Source organism: Pseudarthrobacter sp. NPDC058196 (assembly GCF_042882685.1).
Classification (GTDB): domain Bacteria; phylum Actinomycetota; class Actinomycetes; order Actinomycetales; family Micrococcaceae; genus Arthrobacter.
The window spans coordinates 1-19,817 of record NZ_JBHVVN010000014.1; the positions used below are offsets into that span (position 1 = coordinate 1).

Below are 19,817 nucleotides of genomic sequence, written 5' to 3' on the forward strand. Positions count from 1 at the left end.
GGCGGGACGTCCCGCCGTCGTCCGCCCACCCGGCGCCGTGGCAAGGTTCCTGCTGGTTGCCCGGCCTCAGATGTTGGCGTGCTCGGCGAGGATGCCGTCGATCTGGCCGGCGGCCAGTTTCAGGCCTTCCTCCATGCCCATGGCAACCATCTGTTCCAACTGCTCCTCGGACTCGAACGCGGAGTGGATGGTCATGCGCGTCCGTTGCCCCATCGCCTCGAGCGTGACGGTCGCATGGGTAACGCCCCAGTCACCTGCGGGGTTGCCGTCGCTGTCCGCGAACCCGTCGTCGAACTGAAGCTCCCGGGGCGCTTCGATGGCCGTAAACTCCCACCAGCCATGGGCCTTTTCCCCTTCCGGACCGGTCATGTAGTAATTGGCGCGCCCGCCCGGGACGAAGTCGTGCTGGTGGAACGTGGCCGGCCAGGTGGGCGGTCCCCACCATCGCTCGAGCTGGCGGGGGTCCGCCCACAGTTGCCAGACGCGTTCGACGCCGGCGTCGAACTCGGCGACCAGCGTGAGGGAGAGCGCCTCGGGATTCTTGTCCATACTGATGACTGTCATGGCCGTGCCTTCCTAACCTTCAGCGAGAATGTCTGCCATCTTGGCGGCCCGCTGCCGCCAGATCTGTTCGTATTCGTCGAGCAGCCGCCGGGCTTCCTGGAGCCCTTCGTGGTTGCCCCGGACAACCTGCTCCCTTCCGCGTTTTTCCTTGGTGACCAAGGATGCGCGTTCCAGCACCGCCACATGCTTTTGGACGGCGGCGAAACTCATGGCATAGAGGGCCGTGAGCCCGGAAACGGTGTACTCGCCTACCGTGACCCGGCGGACGATGTCACGCCGGGTTGGATCGGCAAACGCCTGGAACAGACGGTCAAGTTCGGATTCACGAAGCTTATCTACAACCATTTGGTTGTACGTTAGTCCGCCGAGAAGCAGGTGTCAATGGGTTTCGCAATCACCCGGGACGCCGGCAGGTCAGGCATTTCTAGGCGTCGAAGTGGGTCTTCACGCCATTGCCGGTCAACTGCTCGATGAGTTCCTTGGCGACATCCCGCAGTTTCCGGTTGCGGTTGCTGGAGACCCTGGTGAGGATATCCATCGCTTCCTGCTGGGAGCAGCGGTTCTGCGCCATGATCACCCCGCAGGCAAGGTTGATGGCGGTCCTGCTCTCGAGGGCAGCCTCAAGATCGTCAGCGCGGTTTTGTGCCGTGTTAATCCGGACCGAGAGGTGCAGCGTGTTGTGGGCTGCGGCCGCGAAACCCGCCGCCTTGTCATACACGTCCGCGGTGAAAACGCCCGGCCGGGTGGCGAAGAAATTCAGGGCAGCTCCGGCGTCGCTGGTGATTTCCAGCGGCACACCGAGGGTGCTGTGGACGTTGCGTTTGACCAGTTCCTGGTTGTAAGCCTTCCACCGCGAATCCTGGGCGACGTCGTCAATCAGCACCGGCGCCATCTCCCGGAGGGCCCGGAGGCAGGGGCCGTCGCCCAGCATCTGCTCAACCTGGTCCAGTTCCAGTGCACGGGCGCTGCTGGCCGCCGCGGTGGAGGGCCGCCGGCGGAACTGGAGGGTGACGGCGCACTCGATCTCGGACCCGGCGGCGTCGGACACTGCCTCTGCCGCCAAGCCTGAAAGGCCGGACAGGAATTCAACGGCATTTCCGGCGCCCACCAGGATCTCCTGCAGGTGATGAACCGTTTCGTTATCGACGGGATTCAGCATGGGTTCATCGTACGGCCGGCAGGCTGTCCGGACACGGCCAAATGCTGCCCGCGCATCCGGCCACTCCGCCCGGAAGTGACGAAAAACACCTGCAACAAAGCGCCGTTTGGCGCTGTCCACCTGCCCCGATTGGGCACTATGGATAAGAAGGGTGGGGCACGCTCCACCCCATAATCCTGGTGACGCAACGAGGCCCACCGGTGAGCGCAGGCCGCCGATCCCCGATGTGTGGACAGGCCACTCCAGCGGCCCGAAGGGGGCCGCACTGACGAAGGAAAGTACTGAACAATGACGTTTAACGCTGCCAAATCCGTAACGCTGAAGATCTGGGACCGGGCTTCTTTCCATGAGACCCTCGATTCCGCAGTGACGGACCTCTCCACCCGCCACAACACCACCACCTGCCGCATCGCTGTCACCTGCAGCGGCCCCAACACGTTCACGCTGAGCGTTCGCGGCGAAGAAGCGGCCCTGGCGGCCGTCTAAGCAGCACCCCCCGGGGAGCGGACGACGACGGGACCTCCCGGCGCCATCCGCTCCCCTTTTTCACACCAACCGAAAGATGTGACAGGAGTCACACCAGAAATGGCGTGACGTTTTCCGTTCCGGCCCCGTCCTTACTTGTGAAGGCGCACACCGCGCCCTTGGAACCCTTTTCCAGAACAAACAAGGAGTGACGCAATGACTACCCAGGCGCAGAACCCCGCACCCGTCCAGCAGAAGAAGGCAGCCACCGCCCCCCGGCCATGAACTTTCCCCCGCGAATGGCACGGACGGCCGCGGACGCACCACGGTGGCCGACGGCGTGGTGGCAAAGATCGCCGGCATCGCCATCCAGGAGATTGACGGCGTGTACGCGCTGGGCGGCGGTGCAGCCCGCGCCATTGGCACCCTCCGCGAGAAGGTTGGCCAGAAGGACCTCACCCAGGGTGTCAGCGTGGAGGTCGGCCAGACCCAGGTGGCCGTGGATGTCACCCTGGTGGTTGAGTACCCGCACCCCCTCCAGCAGGTAGCCGACCGCGCCCGCGACGCCGTCTACACGGCTGTGGAGGACCTGGTGGGCATGGAAGTCACCGAGGTCAACATCACCATCACCGACATCCATGTCCCGTCCGAGGGCGATGACACGGACGACGCCGAGCGCGAACCGAGGGTCGCATGACCCCCGTCGTCGCCGGCACGGCAGCAGGGGCCGTGCTGGCCGCGGCCGCCCTTGCCTTCGGTTTCTGGGGCTTCCTGCTGATGGCCATCTTCATGGCTATCGGGGCGGTCCTGGGCCGGGCGGCCGAGGGACAGCTCGATCTCGGCGCCGTGCTGGACGCCCTGCGCGGCCGGCGATCGTCGTCGTGACCCGCCGGGGCCATACCCGGATCGCCCCGGCCGCCCTGCGGCACACCCTGGAAACCGTGGCCGCCGGCGCGTACGGCATCCCGCGGGATGACGTTTCCGCCGCCCTCCGGGACGATGCCGGAAAACTCGGGGTGGATCTCCAGCTTCGGCTCCCGGTTCCCCCGCTCCTGGCCCCGGCCCCGAAGGGGAGGGAGCAACACTCCACCTTCGAGGAGGCAAACATCGCCCGGCTGAGGATCGCCTTCGCCGGGCGGCGGATCACCGGGATGGAGATTGGCCGGATCAACATCCGGCTCACCGCGGCACCACGGGCGGCTAAGGAAGCCCGCACAGACCGGGTACAGCAACAGGACGGGAGATAGCCATGAACCAGGGCCGCATGCAAAAGCGGATGCTCCGGAGGGAGACGCACTCATCGCGCACCGGACTGTCCGTGGCCACGGCCGTGCTGCTGCTCGCCGGCTTCCTGTGGCTGGGGACCGAGTGCGTCCTCGCTTTGGTGGGCCGTGGGCCGCTGGTGGCCAGCCCCGATGCCATGGCGACTGCCCTTAGGGACCTGCCCCAGGCGGTGCAACCGGCCGCGATGACCTCTGCCGGCACAGCCGCAGCGGTACTCGGTGCCGTGCTCCTGGTGGCTGCCGTCAAGGGCGGCCGCCGCGGGCGCCGGGCTATGCACAGCGAACGCCTCGCACTGGTGGTGGACGACGAAGCCATTGCCGCCGCCCTATCACGCCACGTGCGCCTCGCCGCCAACCTGGCGCCGGAGCAGGTGAGCACAACGGTAAACCGGCGCCGCGCGCACGTTTCGGTCCGGCCGACGTCGGGCCGGCCCCTTGACCGGGAAGCGCTCACCGAGGCGGCAGCCCGGGAAGTCGCCTCCTGCCGGCTGGCCAGGAACCTGGCAGCGGACGTGACCATTGCCGCGGAAGGGGCAGTTGGACGATGAACAACACGAACAGGGCAATGAACCGGACCTTCCTGGCCCTTGCCGGGGTGATCCTGACCGGCGCTGGAATCCTGGCGGCGGCCGCCGGACTGAACGCCGACGTCCGCATGGGCTGGAGCACTGTTGCCGGCAGCGCCTTGACGGCGTGGCAGGCCCTGCGGGACACAGCACCCTCGCCGGAACCACTGGGCAGCTGGTGGGCGTTGGCCGTGCCTGCAGTGCTGCTGCTCGGAGCCATCATGACCATTCTCTGGCTGGCCCGCCAGGGCGGGGGCCGGACCAGGACGGCTGCGCGGCAGGACGACGCGGAGCTGGGCGATACGGCAGTGGAGATCAGCTACCTGGCGGCAGCCGTGGAGGCGGCGCTGGAAGGCAACCGCGCCGTCGTCGGCAGTTCGCTGACCGCGTGGCGCCGGCGCGGTTCGAAAAACACTGCGCGCACCTCCCTGCGCCTGACCCTCCAGGCACGGCGCGGCGCCTCGCCGCGGGAGGTGGCGGACGTGGCCGAGGAACTGGTCAGCGGCATCGATGCGCTGCTGGGCCATCGCAACGACGTCCTGGTCCGAATAGGAACTGGAACCAGGACCAAACTGGCCCGGGCGCTGCGCGCGGGCTAGCACGAAACCGAAACACGACAGAAAGGCACACCATCATGGGACTCGACGACAAGCTCAACAACGCGGCCACCAACCACCTCGGCGCCGCCAAGGAAGGTGCCGGCAAGCTGACCGGCAACGGGGAACTGGAACGCGAAGGCCAGCGTGACCAGGCGCAGGCGAAGCTCCAGGAAGCGGGCGAGAAGGTCAAGGACGCCGCCAAGGGCATTGGCAGCAACCTCAAGGACGCTGCGGCCAAGGTCAAAGAGGGCTTCAGCAAAGACTAGCCAATCCCAGCGGCAGGCCCGCGGCGCCGCCACGGCGGTCCGCGGACCTGCCTGCCGCGCGTCCGGCGTTCGCGCCGATAGTGAAAGCAGGGTTCGGTGACAGGTTCACCCTTGATGCGGGACCAGTTGGATATGGTCCCCGATGCCATTTTGGTGGGCAGGGCGGCCGACGGCGACACGGCAGCCTTCGAGGCCCTCGCCCGGCGTTACGGCCCACATATGCGGGCTTCCGCGCGCAGGCTGACAGGTTCCTATGCGGACGCCGATGATGCAGTGCAGGAAGCGCTGGTCCAGGCGTGGAAGCAGCTGGACACCCTGCGTGACCCGGCGGCTGCGAAAGGCTGGCTGCTGCGGCTCACGGGCAGCCGCAGCATCGACCTGTTGCGGCGGCGCAGGAACCACGCGAGCCTGGCCGGCGGGGAGGAAGACGCGCCGCCGGACACTGTCTCTCCCGGTGCCGGGCCGGAGACAACCGTAGTTGCCGGCGCGGGCATCGAATCGCTGAAAGCCGCCCTGGCAACCCTGCCCGAAGAGCAGCGGCGCTGCTGGATCCTGAAAGAGATCAACGGACAGAGCTATGAAGAAATTGCGCAAACCCTGAACATCAGCCCAGCCAGCGTCCGGGGGCGGCTTGCCCGCGCCAGGACTGCATTGGTCCGCGAAATGGAGGATTGGCGATGAGCATGCCCCACGACACTTTCGAGTGCGGCCACACACTGGAGGAACTCAGCCTCTACCTGGACACCGGCGAATTCGCCGATCCGCCCCACTTGGAATCCTGCCCGGAGTGCCGGACCGGCCTCGACTCCCTCCGACGGCTTTCTGTTGCCGGCAACGAGCTCTTTGCCAGCGACGTTGCCGCGGCCGGCAGCGGCACGGACGAGTGGATGAAGAACATCCTGGCGAACCTGGCCTTGGAACTGCGGCCAGGCAGGACCATTCCGCTGCGGTCTGACCACCCCGCTGACACGTTGTCCGAAACGGAAGGGGCAGTGATCGCGCTGGTCCGGTCCGTGGCGGACAACTTGCCAGGGGCGGTAGCCGGACGCGTGAAGCTTGACGGCGATGTCACGGTTCCGGGAGAGCCCGTGACGGTCCGCGTGGACCTCGCCGTCCTGTTCGGCCGGCATCTCATGGACAGCGCGGCGTCGCTGCGGCAGGATGTGGCCGACGCGTTGGCCCGGCACACGGAACTGAACATTGCGGCCATCGACATCACCATCACCGACGTCATCGATGCTCCCCGGGAGGAACAGTGACCACACCTTTGAAGAATGTCATCATGGCGGTCGACGGCGTCACGGAAGTATTTCCCGCCCGGAACCTGTGGCAGCGCCTTCCGGCCCGGGCCGCGTCAGTCCTGCAGCGCCAGGGCACCGAGACGGAGGACGCAGCGCTGGTGGATGTACGTGACCGGGACGGCCGCACCGAGGTCACCGTGCGGGTCGGGGTCAGCTCGGATGCGCGGACCCCGGACGTGGTCCGGGGTGTTGCCGCAGCGATCCGGAAGCACTTCGCCCCGGCAGACGTCTCGGCGACAGTCACGGTGGCACGGATTGCCCCCGCAGACCCGGTTCCGGCCGGAAGCCAGGACGCCTAGGGACTTTCCCCGCCCGCCCCGTCCCGGCGGCATCATGCCGGCGGCTCCATACCGGCCGCTTCGTGCCGGAACACGGACCGGCGTAGCATTCGTCAGGTATCCGCAGCCGGCCCGGGAGGCATTAGTTGAACAGCAAACAGAGACCACGTCGGTTCAGTCCCAGGTCCCTGGAGCTGCCCGTCATCCAGGCGCCCATGGCGGGCGGCCCGTCCACTCCGGAGCTGGCGGTTGCCGTCAGCTCCGGCGGCGGCCTGGGTTTCCTTGCCGCCGGGTATAAGACCGCGGACGTGATGCGGGCCGAAATGGAAGCCGTCAGGGAACATACGGGCGCACCGTTCGGCGTCAACCTCTTTGTTCCCCAGCCGTCCGTCATTACTCCCGACGTTCTGCAGCGCTATGCGGCTTCGCTTGCTCCCGACGCTGAACACTTCGGCGTCGGACTGGGGGATCCCCGGCACGACGATGACCACTGGGACCGGAAGCTCGAAGTCCTGCTGGACCTGGCACCGGCGGTGGTGTCCTTTACCTTCGATTTTCCCGGCGCCGACATTGTGGCGGAGCTGAAGAAACGCGGGGTGTACGTCATGGCCACGGTGACTGGCAGGGAGGAGGCCCTCCAGGCGCTTACCAGGGGCGCTGATGCCCTGTGCGTGCAGGGGCCCGAAGCCGGCGGCCACCGCGGCACCTTCAACGCAGCCGGCGCCCCTCCGGAGGTGCCCCTGCACGGGATCCTCGAGGAGCTGTCCGACCTCGAAGTACCCCTGGTCGCGGCGGGCGGGATCACCACCGCGGACGAAACGCGGGCCGCCCTCAGCGTCGGTGCAGCAGCCGTCCAGGCCGGCACGGCATTCCTCCGCGCAGACGAGGCAGGTACCAAGCCGGCGCACCGGGCGGCGCTGGCGTCGCCGGAGCATTTCACCACCACCGCCGTCACCCGCGCGTTTTCCGGCCGCAATGCCCGCGGCCTGTACAACGCGTTCATGCGCCGCCATGACGCCGAAGCCCCCTACGGGTACCCGGAAATCCACCACCTCACCACTCCCCTGCGTGCCGCGGCGGCGGCCGCCGGGGATCCGGAAGGGCTGAACCTCTGGGCGGGCATCAACTACCGGACCACTATGGCGGGCCCGGCCGCGTCGATCCTGCGGAGCCTCGCGCCCTGAGGCTGGTCCGGCGTCGTCCTCCACGCGCGTGTTAAGCACGACGGCGGGCCGGCCCCTTTCGGAGCCGGCCCGCCGCACGTGGTGGTGCCTTAGAGGGTGGCGGTATCGATCACGAAGCGGTACCGGACGTCCGAGGCGAGGACGCGCTCGTAGGCGTCGTTGATCTTCTCTGCCGGGATGACCTCGATCTCGGCGCCCAGGTGGTGCTCGGCGCAGAAGTTGAGCATCTCCTGGGTTTCGCGGATGCCGCCGATCATGGAACCGGCGAAGGAACGGCGTCCGCCGATCAGTGCGAAGGCGTTGACGGGAAGCGGCTCCGCGGGGGCGCCGACGTTCACCAGGGCCCCGTCAAGCTTCAGCAGTCCCAGGTAGGAGCTGATGTCGATCGAGGCGCTGACCGTGTTGATGATCAGGTCGAAGGAGCCGGCGAGCTCACTGAAGGTGTTCTCATCGCTCGTGGCGTAGTAGCTGTCGGCGCCCAGGCGCAGCCCGTCTTCCTGCTTCTTCAGCGACTGCGACAGGACCGTCACGTCGGCGCCCATGGCATGGGCCAGCTTGACGGCCATGTGGCCCAGTCCGCCGAGGCCGACGACGGCGACCTTCTTGCCTGGACCGGCGCCCCAGTGGCGCAGTGGGGAGTAGGTGGTGATGCCGGCGCACAGCAGCGGTGCGGCAACATCGAGGTCGATGCCCTCGGGGATGGTCACCACGAAGTCCTCGGTGACCACGACGTGGGTGGAGTAGCCGCCCTGGGTGATGGTGCCGTCTCGGTCAACGGCGCCGTAGGTGCCCACGTTGCCCTTCAGGCAGTACTGCTCCTCGCCCTTCTGGCAGTTGACGCATTCCTTGCAGGAGTTGACCATGCAGCCAACACCCACGCGGTCGCCAACATTGTGCTTGGTTACCTCTGCGCCCACCTCGGTGACGATTCCGGCGATTTCGTGGCCGGGGACCAGCGGGTACTGCTGCGGGCCCCAGTCGCCGCGGACCGTGTGGATGTCCGAGTGGCAGATGCCGGCGAACTTGATCTCGATCATGACATCGTGCGGACCCACCTCGCGGCGTTCAATGGTGGTTGCCACCAGGTCCTCCGTAGCGGATGGGGATGCATAAGCCTTGACGGTAGTCATGGTTCTCCTCTGATCTGTTGGGGGATAACTAAATGCTACAAGGGCTTCCCTGGTGAAACCCTGTGTGCGGGCACTGCCAGGGTGGCCCTGTTGTAACTGGTCTTGGGAGTCCTACCTTGGGCGGCCGTCATGGCCGGCCTGCGGTTACGGGCGGAGCAGCACCTTGATGGCCCGGCGTTCGTCCATGGCCTTGTACGCCTCCGCGGCCTGGTCCAGGGGCAGTTCAAGGTCGAACACCTTGCCGGGATTGATCTCGCCGCGGAGGATCAGGCCGATCAGCTCGGGCAGGTACTGCCGGACCGGGGCGGGGCCGCCGTGGAGGTGGACGTGCGAATTGAACAGGTCCCGGCCGGGGAGCGCCACATCATGGGAGACGCCCACGAAACCAACATGGCCTCCGGCACGGGTGGCGTGGATGGCCTGCAGCATCGACTCCTGGGTGCCCACGGCTTCGAGGACGGAGTGCGCGCCAAGTCCGCCGGTGAGTTCCTTGATCTTTTTCACACCCGCGTCGCCACGCTCTTCGACGATGTCGGTGGCACCGAATTCGCGGGCCAGTGCCTGACGGTCGGCATGCCGGGACATGGCGATGATCCTCTCGGCGCCCATCTGCTTGGCCGCCAGGACTCCCAGAAGCCCCACGGCGCCGTCGCCCACTACCGCAACGGTCTTTCCGGGGCCCACCTCGGCCGCTTTGGCGGCGAACCATCCGGTGCCCAGCACATCGGAGGCGGCAAGCAGGGATGGAATCTGTGCGTCGTCGGGCATTTCGGGGGTGGCCACCAGGGTACCGTCCGCCAGCGGGACGCGCAGGTATTCGGCCTGGGCGCCGCCCACGCCCTGGCGGTGGACGCAGCCGCTTTGGTAGCCGGATCGGCAGATTTCACAGGTGTTGTCCGAGGCGAAGAAGGATCCCACGACGAACTGGCCGGGCCGGACGTTCTTCACGTCCGTGCCGATCTCTTCGACGATGCCCACGTATTCGTGGCCCATGGGCTGGGGCCGGGCCAGCTTGTCGGCGCCGCGGTAGGGCCACAGATCGGACCCGCACACGCAGGCGGCAACGAGCTTGATGACGGCGTCCGTGGGGCGTTGGATGGCGGGCTTGTCACGGTCCTCGACGCGGACGTCTCCGGGGGCGTGCAGGATGGTTGCGCGCATGCTGGGTCCTCCAAATGCTGAAAGGCTGAAAGCGGACAATTACATCAAACCCGCAGCGCCGGCAGTTAGCGAGGGCCCTGCCGTAACTGGTTCTGGCAGACCCTCCTTACGTTTGAAGGAATCGTCGTAACGTGGTCCCTATGGATAACCGAGCCGAGGTACGGCAGTTCCTCTCCTCCCGCCGTGGACGCATCACCCCGGAGCAGGCAGGCATTGAACCGTACGGCGGCCGGCGCCGGGTCCCGGGGCTGCGGCGCGAGGAGGTGGCACGGCTGGCGGGCGTCAGCGTGGACTATTACACGCGCCTTGAACGGGGCAACCTCAGCGGCGTCTCGGACAGCGTCCTTGATGCCATTGCCGGCGCCCTGGAACTGGACCGGGCCGAGCACGACCACCTCTACGACCTGGCGCGGGCGGCCAACACCTCGGGACGCAAGCGCGCTGCGAGCGCCGGCGGTTCCGCGTCGGCGGCGGTGCGGCCGGAATTGCAGTTCCTCCTGGACACCATCACGGGGGCACCCGCCTTTATTGGCAACAACCGCATGGACATCGTGGCTGCCAACACCCTGGGCTACGCCCTCTATTCGGATATGTACCGCACCCCGTCGCGGCCGGCCAACCACTCCCGGTTCATCTTCCTGGACCCCCGCGCCCACAACTTCTATACGGACTGGGACCGGGCAGCGAATACCAACGTGGCCATCCTCCGCCGCGAGGCCGGCCGCAGCCCGCATGACAAGGGCATCGCCGAACTCATCGGCGAACTGTCCATGCGCAGCGACGAATTCCGCACCCTGTGGGCCGCGCACAACGTCCGGCGCCACTACGCGGGCACCAAGTTCTTCCAGCACCCGGTAGTGGGGCTCCTCGAGCTGAACTACCAGGTCCTGGGCCTCGAAGAGGATCCCGGGCATACCCTCACCGTGTATCCCGCCACCCCCGGCAGCCCCTCCGAAGAAGCCCTCAAGCTCCTCGCGTCCTGGGCGGTCACCGAGAACATCGCCGGCTTGGCCCAGGACCACGTGCGGGCCTGACGCCGCGCCGTCACTCCATCCCCAGTCAAAAGAAAGCCGGTGGCCGGCCCATGCGTGACCTAAGAGCTGATCCGTTCGTCGTTGAGGGGCTTGAGCGGCTCAGCCGTGAGGCTTTTGGTCCTGCCGGGTTTGCCCACGGCGCGCAGGAAGTGGTGCAAGTGCTGGTTCACCGGGGCTCCAGCACCCTTGGCCATGGTTACGCCCGAACCGGCGGCGGCATAGTTCGTGACCTTGTAGATGGCACGGAAGAGTTCTCCTACGAGGCGCTGATCGTCTGGCTGGACGAATACCGCAGCCGGGCTTACGAGCCGGGCACCGGAACCTGGACCACGGCGGAGGTCCATGTTTACCCTGACCGCCCCGGCATGGTGGAGGTGTTTGACGAGGAACATCTCAAGGAGGTGGACGACGGCCGGTGGCACCCCGGTGCGGAACCGGCAGATGCATCCATCTGGGCACAACAACTCCTGGCCTACCCCCGGACGGCGGACTGCATCCCTGACTGGATGTGGGCCATCTTCACAGCGGAAGGGGTAGACCCGCCGCTCTACAACCCGGAGTTCGGGGCCGTCGACTGGAACAACAGGCGCCGGCCGGTGGCACGTTGGGGGACGGATACCGGTGCACGGCCGGCGGTGATCGACCCCGCGCTGGAACCGGGGTTCTTTCAGGGCATCGGCAGGAAGCTTTTCCGCGCCTGACCCGCTTTTTGCCGGCCGTCCAGTCACATGAACGTCCGTTGCGGTTCGTGGCGCCGGGTTGCCTGTTTTGTCTCCGGGATGGCGCCATAAGTAGCGCCGTTGCGTCGCGTTGAGCATCCGTTGCGCGATGCTGGCCAAGATCCCGCAGGCCGTGTTTAGGTGTTTCCACGGCACCGGCCAGGCCGCACGCACCACCTGAAACACCATCGAATAAGCCCGCGCATACCGCCGCGCAGGCGGTCCCACCACCCTCCGACGCCCACCCGGGCACCCACCCCGGGTGCCGTCGTCGTACCCGGAATCTTCCCCCGAAAGGAACACCATGTCCTTCCCAGCATCCCCGCCCCGCCCCGGCCCCGCCGCGGCGTTCACCCGCCGCCGCGCCCTGGGCGCCCTCCTGGCCCTGCCTGCCGCCGGGCTGCTCTCGGCCTGCGGCGGTGCCGCCACCGCGGGCAGCGAACGCATCAGCCAGTCATCCCTTGGACCGCTGGCCGCTTCCGTCCCCGCCGGAACCACCATCAAGGTGGGCGATCCCAGCATCAAAGTGGCGCTGGAACTGTCCGGCCTGGCCAAGGAGTTGGACGGCTTTACGGTGGAATTCGCCAACATCTCCGGCGGCCCGCAGACCACCGAAGCCTTCCGCGCCAACGCCCTGGACGTCGGGTCAGTCGCCGACATCCCGCCCATCCACGCGACCTGGACCGGGCTGGATGTCCGCATCATCGCCGCCGGGTACCGGCAGGACGCAGTGAACCACCCCATTTACGAGCTCGGCGTCGCACCCGGCGCGGGCATCGGCAGGCTCGAGGACCTGCGCGGCAAGAAGGTGGCCTACTCCCCGGGCCAGGCACAGGGCGCCTTGGTGCTGCGGATCCTGGACAAGGCCGGACTCAAGCAGGAGGACGTCAAGCTCGTGGAGCTCCCCAGCACCGGGGACGCCTACGCAACCGCCCTGGCCAGCAAGCAGGTGGACGCGGCTCCCCTGGGCGGTGTCCAGATCAAGCGCTACCTGGCCAAGTACAAGGCCGACGGCGCCACCACCCTCCGGCACGGACTGCGCGACGATCCCAGCCTCCTGTACTCCCCCGCGAAAGTCCTGGCCGATCCCGCCAAGGCGGCCGCCCTTGCCGCCTACGCCAGGGTCTGGGGCAAGGCGCAGCGCTGGATCGAGGACCACCCGGCCGAATGGCTGGAGGGCTACTACGTCAAGGACCAGGGCCTGTCCAGTGAGGACGGCCAGTACCTGATCGACGCCACGGGCAAGCGCGACCTGCCCGCCACGTGGACCGACGCGATCGCACGGCACCAGGAAACCATCGACCTGCTGGCACGGGAGCAGAAGAAGCCGCAGTTGAAGGCGGCGGACCTCTACGACACCCGCTTCGAGGCCATCGCCGGCACGGCGTTCGCCTCCGCCGCCAAGGGTGGCGCGGCGTGAGCGCGGTACTGGACCGTCCCGTCGTCGCACCGCATCAGGATCCCGCGCTGGCCGGGCGGCCGGACGTGCGGCCCACGGGCCGGAGGCTGGGGCCCGGACGACGACGGCGGCTCGCCTGGGTGGGCCCGTCCGCTTTGCTGCTGCTGTGGACAGCCGCTTCCGCCACCGGGGTCTTGGACCCGCGCATCCTCTCCGAGCCGTGGACCGTCGTAGCCACCGCCGGGGAACTGATCGCTGACGGCCGGCTCCAGGAGAACCTCGCCATTTCTGCCCAGCGCGCCGGCCTGGGACTGTTCTTCGGCATCCTGGCGGGCGGGGCGCTGGCCCTGCTGTCCGGACTGAGCCGGATCGGTGAAGCACTGATCGACGGGCCGGTGCAGATCAAGCGCGCCATCCCCGGCCTGGCCCTGATCCCGCTGCTCATCCTGTGGTTCGGCATCGACGAGACCATGAAGGTCCTCACCATCACCCTGGGCGTCTTTGTCCCCGTCTACCTGCAGACCCACGCCGGGCTGCGCGGCATCGACCTGCGGTTCGTCGAGCTCGCCCAGACGGTGGGCCTGGGCCGGGCCGGCTTCATCCGCAAGGTGGTCCTTCCCGGCGCCCTGCCCGGTTTTTTCCTGGGCCTGCGCTTCGCGGTGACCGGCGCCTGGGTGTCCCTGGTGGTGGTGGAGCAGATCAACGCCACCAGCGGCATCGGTTACATGATGGAGCTCGCGCGCACCTACGGCCAGACCAACATCATCGTCCTGGGCCTGGCCGTGTACGGCATCCTTGGCCTGCTTTCCGACGGAATTGTCCGGTTCATCGAACGAAAGGCCCTCTCATGGCAGCGCACCCTGGCGGGCTGACCGCCGTCGCCCCCTCCCCCGCCGGCACGCCGCCCGGCTCCGCCTCCCCCGCTGTTTCAGTCCGCGGCCTGATCCGCGGTTTCGGCCCCAAAGGCGTCCTGAACGGGGTTGACCTGGAGATCGCACCCGGCGAATTCGTGGCGCTGCTGGGCCCCAGCGGCTGCGGGAAGAGCACCCTGCTGCGCGCCTTGGCCGGGCTGGACCACGAGGTGCGCGGCAGCGGCGTGATCAGCGTCCCGGACCGCGTCTCCGTGGTCTTCCAGGATTCCCGGCTGCTGCCGTGGGACACCGTGCTGGGCAACGTCACCCTGGGCCTCCGGGAGCACGACGCCGAAGCCCGGGCACGCAAAGCCCTCGCCGAGGTGGGGCTCACCGGACGCGAAAAGGCGTGGCCCCACCAACTCTCCGGCGGCGAACAGCAGCGCGTGGCCCTGGCCCGCTCCCTGGTCCGCGAACCACAGCTGCTGTTGGCGGACGAGCCGTTCGGCGCCCTGGACGCGCTGACCCGGATCAGGATGCACGGCCTGCTCCAGGACCTGGTGGCCGTGCATCGTCCCGCCGTCCTCCTGGTCACCCACGACGTGGACGAGGCCATCGCCCTGGCTGACCGGATCGTGGTCCTGGACCATGGCCGCATCGCCACGGTCAGGCCGGTGCCGCCACACATCCGCAGCTCCAAAGACGCCGCCGGGCATGAGGCCCTCCGCCGCGACCTCCTGGCCGATCTTGGCGTCGAACCACCGGCCAGCTCCGTTGGTTGAGCCTGCCGAAACCCACGCCCCCTTCCCTCCATCCAGCAAGGAGGCAGCCATGCCTGCCAACAACCAGCCCAACGACCGCCACCTCCACCTCAACGCGTTCCTCATGAGCACCGGCCACCACGAAGCATCGTGGCGGCTGCCGGACAGCGATCCGCAAGCGAGCACCAATGTGGCGCACTATCAGCAGCTGGCACGCACCGCCGAGCGAGGCAAGCTCGATTCGATCTTCTTCGCCGACTCCCCCGTCCTGTTCGGCGAGGTGGGCCGCCGGCCGGCCGGCAAGCTGGAGCCCACCGTGCTGCTCACGGCCATCGCCGGGGCCACGGAACGCATCGGGCTGATCGCCACCGCCTCCACCACCTACAACGAACCGTTCAACCTGGCCCGCCGCTTCGCCTCAGTGGACTGGGCCAGCGGCGGACGTGCGGGCTGGAACGTGGTGACCACCGCCGGACCCGACGCCGCCCGAAACTTCGGGGTGGACGACCAACCCGCCCACGCCGTCAGGTACGAACGTGCCGCCGAGTTCATCGAGGTGGCGCAGAAGCTCTGGGACAGCTGGCAGGACGATGCCGTGCTGGCAGACAAAGCCGGCGGCGTATGGGGTGATGCGGACAAGATCCGCACCATCGACCACCAAGGCAGGCACTTCAAGGTCCGCGGTCCCCTCAATGTCCCCCGCTCACCGCAGGGCCATCCCCTGATTGTGCAAGCCGGTTCGTCCGAGGACGGCAAGGACCTCGCCGCCCGCTACGCGGACGCCGTCTTCACCGCGCACCAGACCCTGGCCGACGCGCAGGCGTTCTACCGCGACCTCAAGGCCCGCACCGCGGCCGCCGGCCGGCCCCCGGAAACCATCAAGATCCTGCCGGGCATTGTCCCGGTCATCGGTGCCACCGAGGAGGAGGCCCTGGAACTTGAACACGAACTGGACCGGCTGATCAAGCCGGAGTACGCCCGGATCCAGCTGGCCAGGACCCTCCGCGTGGACCCGGAGGACCTGCCGCTGGACCGCCAACTGCCGGACAACCTGCCCGGCGAGGATGAGATCGAGGGGGCAAAGAGCCGCTACACGCTGATCGTGCAGCTGGCCCGCCGCGAGCAGCTCACGGTGCGGCAGCTGATCGGCCGGCTGGGCGGCGGCCGCGGGCACCGCACCTTCACCGGCACGCCCGTTCAGGTGGCGGACGCCATCCAGGAATGGTTCGACGGCGGCGCGGCGGACGGCTTCAACATCATGCCGCCGGTGCTCCCCTCCGGGCTGGAAACCTTTGTGGACCAGGTGGTGCCCATCCTGCAGGAGCGCGGACTGTTCCGCACCGAGTACACCGGACAGACCCTGCGGGAGCACTACGGGTTGGCGCGTCCGGAGAACCGGTACGCCGGCACTGCCGCCCCGGAGCTGGCCTCGATCGGATCGGCGTTCTGATGGGCAGGCAGCTGAAACTTAACCTGTTCATCTACCCCGGCGGGCACCACGAGGCGGCGTGGCGGCATCCAAAGTCCCGCACGGACCGGCTGCTGGACATCCGTTTCTACCAGGAACTGGCGCAGCGGGCCGAAGCCGCCAAGCTGGATGCCGTGTTCTACGCCGACGGCCCGGCCCTGGAAAACAACGTCCGTTACGCCACCCGGTTCCGGATCGAACCGTTCACCTGGCTGTCAGCGATCGCCGTCGCCACCGAGCGGATCGGCCTGATCGGCACCGCCAGCACCACCTACCTGGAGCCATACAACGCGGCCCGCCTGTTCGCCTCGCTGGACCACCTCAGCAACGGCCGCGCCGGCTGGAACATCGTGACCACCGGCGCCGAACGGGCCGCGCAGAACTTCGGCCTCGATGAGCACCCGCCGCACGCCGAACGGTACGCCCGGGCGGACGAGTTCGTCCGGGTGGTGGGCAAGCTCTGGGACAGCTGGGAGGACACCGCGGTGGTGGCCGACGCCGGCAGCGGGCTTTTCGCCGACACGTCCCGGATCCACCCGATCGCGCATGAGGGCAGGTACTTCACGGTGGCCGGTCCCCTGAACACCCCGCGGTCACCGCAGGGCCGGCCGGTCTACGTCCAGGCCGGGTCCTCCGCGGACGGCAAGGCCTTCGCCGCCGAGCACGCGGAGGCAGTATTCACGGCCCACCAGTCGGTGGACAGCGCCCGGGAGTTCTACGCCGACATCAAATCCCGGGCGGCGGCCTTCGGCCGGGACCCGGACCAGCTCCTGGTATTGCCCGGCATCAGCCCGTACCTGGGCTCCACGGAGGCCGAAGCCCGCACCCTGAAACAGGAGTTCGACGAGCTCACCCAGCCGGAGTACGGGCTGGGCATCCTCCGGAAGCTGCTGGGGATCGACGTGGACGGGGTTCCGCTGGACGGCCCCTTCCCGCCGGAACTGCTGGCAACGGCAGGCAAGGCCGGCAGCAGGAGCCAGCTGGTCCTGGACATCATCCGCAGGGAAAACCTGACAGTCCGGCAGGTCCTGCACCGGTTCGCAGGCGCCCGGGGACATTATGTGTTCGCCGGGACCCCGGTGCAGGTGGCGGACGAGATCCATCGCTGGTTCCAGGGCGGCGCAGCGGACGGGTTCAACATCATGCCGCCGTGGCTGCCGGGTGGCTTCGAGGCTTTCGCCGACGAGGTGGTGCCCATCCTGCAGTCGCGCGGCCTGTTTCGCACCGAGTACACGGGCCGGACTCTGCGGGAGCACTTCGGCCTTGAGCGCCCGGAGAGCCAGTTCAGCAGGCAGGCAGCGGCCACGGTTTCCGCAGCAGCTGTGTGATGTCGGGGTGTGCCGGGGGCACTCCGTAGACTGGCAGGTGGACATTTGCGCCAGCACTAGCGAAGGAGTGACAGGATGAGTGGAGTAGTCGTAGTAGGTGTGGATGCCAGCGCATCGGCACGGAAGGCAGCGGAAGTAGCGCTGGGCCTGGCGGAATCGCTGGGAGCATCCCTCCATGTGGTGACCGCGTTTGAAACCGAGACTGCCGAAACGTTCGGCGTGGGCTCGGACAAGGTCAGGATCTCCAACGCGGACAGCTCGGAGCTCGTGGCCAAATCCCTGGTCGGCTCACGTCCGGGGGTGGAGGTCACGCACTTCGCTGCCCGCGGCAAGCCCGCCGATTCCCTGATCAAGGAAGCCATCCGCCTGGACGCCCGGTTGATCGTGGTGGGTAACCGCAGGATGCGCGGCATCGGCCGGCTCCTGGGCAGTGTCGCCAACAGCGTGGCGCACAACGCCCCGTGCGATGTCTACATCGCCAACACCTACGACGACTGACCGTTGCCCGCAACGAGGTGAGCGGACGACGACGGATTCTTCCGGCGTCGTCCGCTCTTTTCTCCTGCCCGGCGCGGTAGTTAAGCCCCGTACTCTTCGTCAGTGACGTGATCGAGCCAGGTGACCACCTGGCCGTCCGCGTCGGCTTCCTGCATGGCCACGTGCGCCATGAACCGCTCCGGTGTGGCACCGTGCCAGTGTTCCTCGCCGGGCTCGATGTAGACCACGTCGCCCGGACGGATTTCCTGGACTTCGCCGCCGCGCCTGGCCACCAGCCCAATGCCGTCGGTGACGTAGAGGGTCTGGCCCTTGGGGTGGTGGTGCCACGCGGTGCGGGCGCCCGGGGCGAACCGGACATGGGCACAGCCGATGGCCGACTGCTCATCGGGGTTTCGGATCCGGTCGATGTGCACCGTTCCGGTGAACCATTCCTTGGGTCCCGCGCCGGTCTGGGCGCCGCTCTTGGTGAATTTCATGATCTCCTCCTGATGATTCGGTTAGCGGTAAATCTGTTGGTTGGTCACGCCGTACGGTGAGTGGCCCTGGATGTCACGAACGCCAGGACGGCCGCGGCCGAAAGAACCGCTGCGCTCGCGATGAAGGTGCCCCCATAACCGGCAGAGTCGAACAGCACGCCGCCCAGGGTTGAGCCGATGGCGATGGAGGTCTGGACCACAGCCACCATCAGGCCGCCGCCTGCCTCGGCGTCGTGCGGCATGGCCTCGGCGATCCAGCTCCACCAGCCCACCGGCGCGGCCGTGGACAGCAAGCCCCACAAGCCGAGCAGAACCACGACGGCGGCGAGCCAGCCGCCAGCCGGCACGAGCAGCACCGCAAGGACGGCCATGAGCGCGGGAATGCTGGCGAGCGTACGGTACAGGCCTTTCCCCAGGAACCGCCCGATCAGCATGGTGCCCGCAAAGCCCGCCACGCCCAGCACGAGCAGGACCAGGGACACGGTGGCCGCATCAACCCGCGTCACCCGTTCCAGGAACGGCCGGATGTAGGTGAAGAGGACGAACTGTCCCATGAAGAAAGACCCGCACGCGGCCATGCCCCAGGCTACCGGCCGGCTCTTGAACGCGGCGAAGATCGCCAGGACGCTGCCGGATTCCCCCGGCTTGTCCACCTTCATGGACGGAAGGCTGATCCACTGCCAGGCCAACGCAACCAGGGCCAGCGGAACCAGGCAAAAGAAGGCCGCACGCCAGCCCATGACGGCGCCCAGCCAGCTTCCCAGCGGGGCGGCCAGGACAGTGGCAAGGGCATTGCCGCCATTGAAGATCGCCAGGGCGCGTGCCACCTGGTGGGGCGGGACCAGCCGCATGGCGCTGGCTGCGGACAGGGACCAGAATCCCCCGATCACCACGCCGATGAGGGCACGGCCGATCATGAAGAGCAGATATCCCGGCGCCATGGCCACGAGTGCTCCGGAGACTGCCATCAAGGCCGTGAGGCCCAGCAGCAGGGTCTTGCGGTTCAGGCTGCCGGCGAGGGTGGACACCGACAGGCTGGTCAGGACGGCGAACAGGCCGGAGATCGCGATTCCCTGCCCCACCATCCCTTCGGAGACCTGGAGCTCGGCTGCCATTGGTGTGAGCAGGCTGACCGGCATGAACTCTGAGGCGATCAGGGCGAAGACGCACAGCGACATCGCAAAGACGCCTCCCCAGTGGGCCTGGTGGCCCTCTCTGGCATGGGTTTTTTGCGGCTCGCTGGGGCTGCTGATTGTTGTTTCGGAGGGCATAGAGTCCATCAAAGCGTGCTCCCGAAGCCGTAGCGAGGGCCCTGGTGAAACGGGTC

Annotated in this window: 26 protein-coding genes; 19 read left to right on the forward strand and 7 right to left on the reverse strand. The window is 67.7% G+C overall.

The features are described 5' to 3' along the window. Positions 1–66: 66 nt before the first annotated feature. The 3 genes from ACFVVC_RS18620 to ACFVVC_RS18630 all read right to left on the reverse strand — a co-directional run bounded on the left by ACFVVC_RS18620 (position 67) and on the right by ACFVVC_RS18630 (position 1,723). Entirely contained in the window at positions 67–564 is a 498-nt protein-coding gene (locus ACFVVC_RS18620; RefSeq protein ID WP_387456618.1) for an SRPBCC domain-containing protein, read from the reverse strand. A 12-nt stretch (positions 565–576) separates the two neighbouring features. Continuing rightward, positions 577–909 carry an ArsR/SmtB family transcription factor gene (locus ACFVVC_RS18625; protein ID WP_387456621.1) on the reverse strand — a complete coding sequence of 111 codons (333 nt, stop codon included), beginning with the start codon at positions 907–909 and terminating at the stop codon, positions 577–579. A gap of 79 nt (positions 910–988) precedes the next feature. Next, positions 989–1,723: a GAF and ANTAR domain-containing protein gene (locus tag ACFVVC_RS18630; RefSeq protein WP_387456624.1), complete on the reverse strand. Its 735-nt coding sequence runs from the start codon at positions 1,721–1,723 to the stop codon at positions 989–991. A 288-nt stretch (positions 1,724–2,011) separates the two neighbouring features. Between ACFVVC_RS18630 and ACFVVC_RS18635 the strand changes: the two genes are divergently transcribed. From ACFVVC_RS18635 to ACFVVC_RS18685, 11 genes are all read left to right on the forward strand, one after another. Continuing rightward, positions 2,012–2,209 carry a hypothetical protein gene (locus tag ACFVVC_RS18635; RefSeq protein WP_387456626.1) on the forward strand — a complete coding sequence of 66 codons (198 nt, stop codon included), beginning with the start codon at positions 2,012–2,014 and terminating at the stop codon, positions 2,207–2,209. Positions 2,210–2,516: 307 nt separating this feature from the next. Further along, positions 2,517–2,885: an Asp23/Gls24 family envelope stress response protein gene (locus ACFVVC_RS18640; RefSeq protein ID WP_387456629.1), complete on the forward strand. Its 369-nt coding sequence runs from the start codon at positions 2,517–2,519 to the stop codon at positions 2,883–2,885. Next, complete coding sequence (locus tag ACFVVC_RS18645) at positions 2,882–3,073, forward strand: DUF2273 domain-containing protein (protein ID WP_387456632.1); 192 nt, start codon at positions 2,882–2,884, stop codon at positions 3,071–3,073. Before ACFVVC_RS18640 ends, ACFVVC_RS18645 begins: the two co-directional genes overlap by 4 nt. Beyond that, positions 3,070–3,435, forward strand: a complete 366-nt coding sequence (locus ACFVVC_RS18650) for a hypothetical protein (protein ID WP_387456635.1) — start codon at positions 3,070–3,072, stop codon at positions 3,433–3,435. The genes ACFVVC_RS18645 and ACFVVC_RS18650 overlap by 4 nt, the downstream gene beginning before the upstream one ends. 2 nt (positions 3,436–3,437) lie before the next feature. After that, complete coding sequence (locus ACFVVC_RS18655; protein WP_387456638.1) at positions 3,438–4,019, forward strand: hypothetical protein; 582 nt, start codon at positions 3,438–3,440, stop codon at positions 4,017–4,019. Then, a complete protein-coding gene (locus tag ACFVVC_RS18660; protein ID WP_387456641.1) occupies positions 4,016–4,636 on the forward strand; it encodes a hypothetical protein in 621 nt (206 codons plus the stop codon). Before ACFVVC_RS18655 ends, ACFVVC_RS18660 begins: the two co-directional genes overlap by 4 nt. A 35-nt stretch (positions 4,637–4,671) precedes the next feature. After that, positions 4,672–4,902: a CsbD family protein gene (locus ACFVVC_RS18665; RefSeq protein ID WP_387456643.1), complete on the forward strand. Its 231-nt coding sequence runs from the start codon at positions 4,672–4,674 to the stop codon at positions 4,900–4,902. A 114-nt stretch (positions 4,903–5,016) separates the two neighbouring features. Next, positions 5,017–5,583: an RNA polymerase sigma factor gene (locus tag ACFVVC_RS18670; RefSeq protein WP_387456914.1), complete on the forward strand. Its 567-nt coding sequence runs from the start codon at positions 5,017–5,019 to the stop codon at positions 5,581–5,583. After that, positions 5,580–6,161, forward strand: a complete 582-nt coding sequence (locus tag ACFVVC_RS18675; protein WP_387456646.1) for an Asp23/Gls24 family envelope stress response protein — start codon at positions 5,580–5,582, stop codon at positions 6,159–6,161. The genes ACFVVC_RS18670 and ACFVVC_RS18675 overlap by 4 nt, the downstream gene beginning before the upstream one ends. Continuing rightward, entirely contained in the window at positions 6,158–6,502 is a 345-nt protein-coding gene (locus ACFVVC_RS18680; RefSeq protein ID WP_387456649.1) for a hypothetical protein, read from the forward strand. The genes ACFVVC_RS18675 and ACFVVC_RS18680 overlap by 4 nt, the downstream gene beginning before the upstream one ends. Positions 6,503–6,627: 125 nt before the next feature. After that, positions 6,628–7,665, forward strand: a complete 1,038-nt coding sequence (locus tag ACFVVC_RS18685) for a nitronate monooxygenase (RefSeq protein WP_387456652.1) — start codon at positions 6,628–6,630, stop codon at positions 7,663–7,665. Positions 7,666–7,754: 89 nt separating this feature from the next. Here ACFVVC_RS18685 and ACFVVC_RS18690 read toward each other — a convergent pair whose 3' ends face one another. Continuing rightward, positions 7,755–8,795, reverse strand: a complete 1,041-nt coding sequence (locus tag ACFVVC_RS18690) for an NAD(P)-dependent alcohol dehydrogenase (RefSeq protein WP_387456655.1) — start codon at positions 8,793–8,795, stop codon at positions 7,755–7,757. Between the two features lie 144 nt (positions 8,796–8,939). After that, a complete protein-coding gene (locus ACFVVC_RS18695) occupies positions 8,940–9,956 on the reverse strand; it encodes a zinc-dependent alcohol dehydrogenase family protein (RefSeq protein ID WP_387456657.1) in 1,017 nt (338 codons plus the stop codon). 140 nt (positions 9,957–10,096) lie between these two features. Between ACFVVC_RS18695 and ACFVVC_RS18700 the strand changes: the two genes are divergently transcribed. The 8 genes from ACFVVC_RS18700 (at position 10,097) to ACFVVC_RS18735 (ending at position 18,014) form a co-directional block, all read left to right on the forward strand. After that, a complete protein-coding gene (locus tag ACFVVC_RS18700; RefSeq protein WP_387456659.1) occupies positions 10,097–10,990 on the forward strand; it encodes a helix-turn-helix transcriptional regulator in 894 nt (297 codons plus the stop codon). Positions 10,991–11,040: 50 nt separating this feature from the next. Then, positions 11,041–11,691 carry a hypothetical protein gene (locus ACFVVC_RS18705; protein ID WP_387456662.1) on the forward strand — a complete coding sequence of 217 codons (651 nt, stop codon included), beginning with the start codon at positions 11,041–11,043 and terminating at the stop codon, positions 11,689–11,691. 322 nt (positions 11,692–12,013) lie between these two features. Beyond that, complete coding sequence (locus ACFVVC_RS18710; protein ID WP_387456665.1) at positions 12,014–13,129, forward strand: ABC transporter substrate-binding protein; 1,116 nt, start codon at positions 12,014–12,016, stop codon at positions 13,127–13,129. Then, positions 13,126–13,980, forward strand: coding sequence for an ABC transporter permease (locus ACFVVC_RS18715; protein WP_387456668.1), 855 nt, complete (start codon positions 13,126–13,128; stop codon positions 13,978–13,980). Before ACFVVC_RS18710 ends, ACFVVC_RS18715 begins: the two co-directional genes overlap by 4 nt. Beyond that, positions 13,956–14,741, forward strand: a complete 786-nt coding sequence (locus ACFVVC_RS18720) for an ABC transporter ATP-binding protein (RefSeq protein WP_387456671.1) — start codon at positions 13,956–13,958, stop codon at positions 14,739–14,741. The genes ACFVVC_RS18715 and ACFVVC_RS18720 overlap by 25 nt, the downstream gene beginning before the upstream one ends. Positions 14,742–14,790: 49 nt before the next feature. Beyond that, positions 14,791–16,170, forward strand: coding sequence for an LLM class flavin-dependent oxidoreductase (locus ACFVVC_RS18725; RefSeq protein WP_387456674.1), 1,380 nt, complete (start codon positions 14,791–14,793; stop codon positions 16,168–16,170). Then, positions 16,170–17,516 carry an LLM class flavin-dependent oxidoreductase gene (locus ACFVVC_RS18730; protein ID WP_387456677.1) on the forward strand — a complete coding sequence of 449 codons (1,347 nt, stop codon included), beginning with the start codon at positions 16,170–16,172 and terminating at the stop codon, positions 17,514–17,516. Before ACFVVC_RS18725 ends, ACFVVC_RS18730 begins: the two co-directional genes overlap by 1 nt. Before the next feature lie 75 nt (positions 17,517–17,591). Next, positions 17,592–18,014: a universal stress protein gene (locus ACFVVC_RS18735; RefSeq protein WP_387456679.1), complete on the forward strand. Its 423-nt coding sequence runs from the start codon at positions 17,592–17,594 to the stop codon at positions 18,012–18,014. A gap of 80 nt (positions 18,015–18,094) precedes the next feature. On the opposite strand, the gene ACFVVC_RS18740 is transcribed toward ACFVVC_RS18735, so the two are convergent. Both ACFVVC_RS18740 and ACFVVC_RS18745 read right to left on the reverse strand, forming a co-directional pair. Next, positions 18,095–18,490 (reverse strand): cupin domain-containing protein, encoded by a 396-nt coding sequence (locus ACFVVC_RS18740; RefSeq protein ID WP_387456682.1) that lies wholly within the window; start codon positions 18,488–18,490, stop codon positions 18,095–18,097. A 44-nt stretch (positions 18,491–18,534) separates the two neighbouring features. Continuing rightward, positions 18,535–19,770 carry an MFS transporter gene (locus tag ACFVVC_RS18745; RefSeq protein WP_387456685.1) on the reverse strand — a complete coding sequence of 412 codons (1,236 nt, stop codon included), beginning with the start codon at positions 19,768–19,770 and terminating at the stop codon, positions 18,535–18,537. Between the last annotated feature and the right edge of the window lie 47 nt (positions 19,771–19,817).

Excerpts from the sequence above, each read along its gene's own strand:
- ACFVVC_RS18735 (WP_387456679.1), top strand. The coding sequence starts at position 17,592 with ATGAGTGGAGTAGTCGTAGTAGGTGTGGATGCCAGCGCATCGGCACGG.
- ACFVVC_RS18630 (WP_387456624.1), bottom strand. The coding sequence starts at position 1,723 with ATGCTGAATCCCGTCGATAACGAAACGGTTCATCACCTGCAGGAGATC.
- ACFVVC_RS18620 (WP_387456618.1), bottom strand. The coding sequence starts at position 564 with ATGACAGTCATCAGTATGGACAAGAATCCCGAGGCGCTCTCCCTCACG.
- ACFVVC_RS18625 (WP_387456621.1), bottom strand. The coding sequence starts at position 909 with ATGGTTGTAGATAAGCTTCGTGAATCCGAACTTGACCGTCTGTTCCAG.
- ACFVVC_RS18695 (WP_387456657.1), bottom strand. The coding sequence starts at position 9,956 with ATGCGCGCAACCATCCTGCACGCCCCCGGAGACGTCCGCGTCGAGGAC.
- ACFVVC_RS18710 (WP_387456665.1), top strand. The coding sequence starts at position 12,014 with ATGTCCTTCCCAGCATCCCCGCCCCGCCCCGGCCCCGCCGCGGCGTTC.
- ACFVVC_RS18700 (WP_387456659.1), top strand. The coding sequence starts at position 10,097 with ATGGATAACCGAGCCGAGGTACGGCAGTTCCTCTCCTCCCGCCGTGGA.
- ACFVVC_RS18665 (WP_387456643.1), top strand. The coding sequence starts at position 4,672 with ATGGGACTCGACGACAAGCTCAACAACGCGGCCACCAACCACCTCGGC.
- ACFVVC_RS18720 (WP_387456671.1), top strand. The coding sequence starts at position 13,956 with ATGGCAGCGCACCCTGGCGGGCTGACCGCCGTCGCCCCCTCCCCCGCC.
- ACFVVC_RS18655 (WP_387456638.1), top strand. The coding sequence starts at position 3,438 with ATGAACCAGGGCCGCATGCAAAAGCGGATGCTCCGGAGGGAGACGCAC.
- ACFVVC_RS18725 (WP_387456674.1), top strand. The coding sequence starts at position 14,791 with ATGCCTGCCAACAACCAGCCCAACGACCGCCACCTCCACCTCAACGCG.
- ACFVVC_RS18675 (WP_387456646.1), top strand. The coding sequence starts at position 5,580 with ATGAGCATGCCCCACGACACTTTCGAGTGCGGCCACACACTGGAGGAA.
- ACFVVC_RS18730 (WP_387456677.1), top strand. The coding sequence starts at position 16,170 with ATGGGCAGGCAGCTGAAACTTAACCTGTTCATCTACCCCGGCGGGCAC.
- ACFVVC_RS18740 (WP_387456682.1), bottom strand. The coding sequence starts at position 18,490 with ATGAAATTCACCAAGAGCGGCGCCCAGACCGGCGCGGGACCCAAGGAA.
- ACFVVC_RS18670 (WP_387456914.1), top strand. The coding sequence starts at position 5,017 with ATGCGGGACCAGTTGGATATGGTCCCCGATGCCATTTTGGTGGGCAGG.
- ACFVVC_RS18635 (WP_387456626.1), top strand. The coding sequence starts at position 2,012 with ATGACGTTTAACGCTGCCAAATCCGTAACGCTGAAGATCTGGGACCGG.
- ACFVVC_RS18690 (WP_387456655.1), bottom strand. The coding sequence starts at position 8,795 with ATGACTACCGTCAAGGCTTATGCATCCCCATCCGCTACGGAGGACCTG.
- ACFVVC_RS18745 (WP_387456685.1), bottom strand. The coding sequence starts at position 19,770 with ATGGACTCTATGCCCTCCGAAACAACAATCAGCAGCCCCAGCGAGCCG.
- ACFVVC_RS18705 (WP_387456662.1), top strand. The coding sequence starts at position 11,041 with ATGCGTGACCTAAGAGCTGATCCGTTCGTCGTTGAGGGGCTTGAGCGG.
- ACFVVC_RS18660 (WP_387456641.1), top strand. The coding sequence starts at position 4,016 with ATGAACAACACGAACAGGGCAATGAACCGGACCTTCCTGGCCCTTGCC.
- ACFVVC_RS18645 (WP_387456632.1), top strand. The coding sequence starts at position 2,882 with ATGACCCCCGTCGTCGCCGGCACGGCAGCAGGGGCCGTGCTGGCCGCG.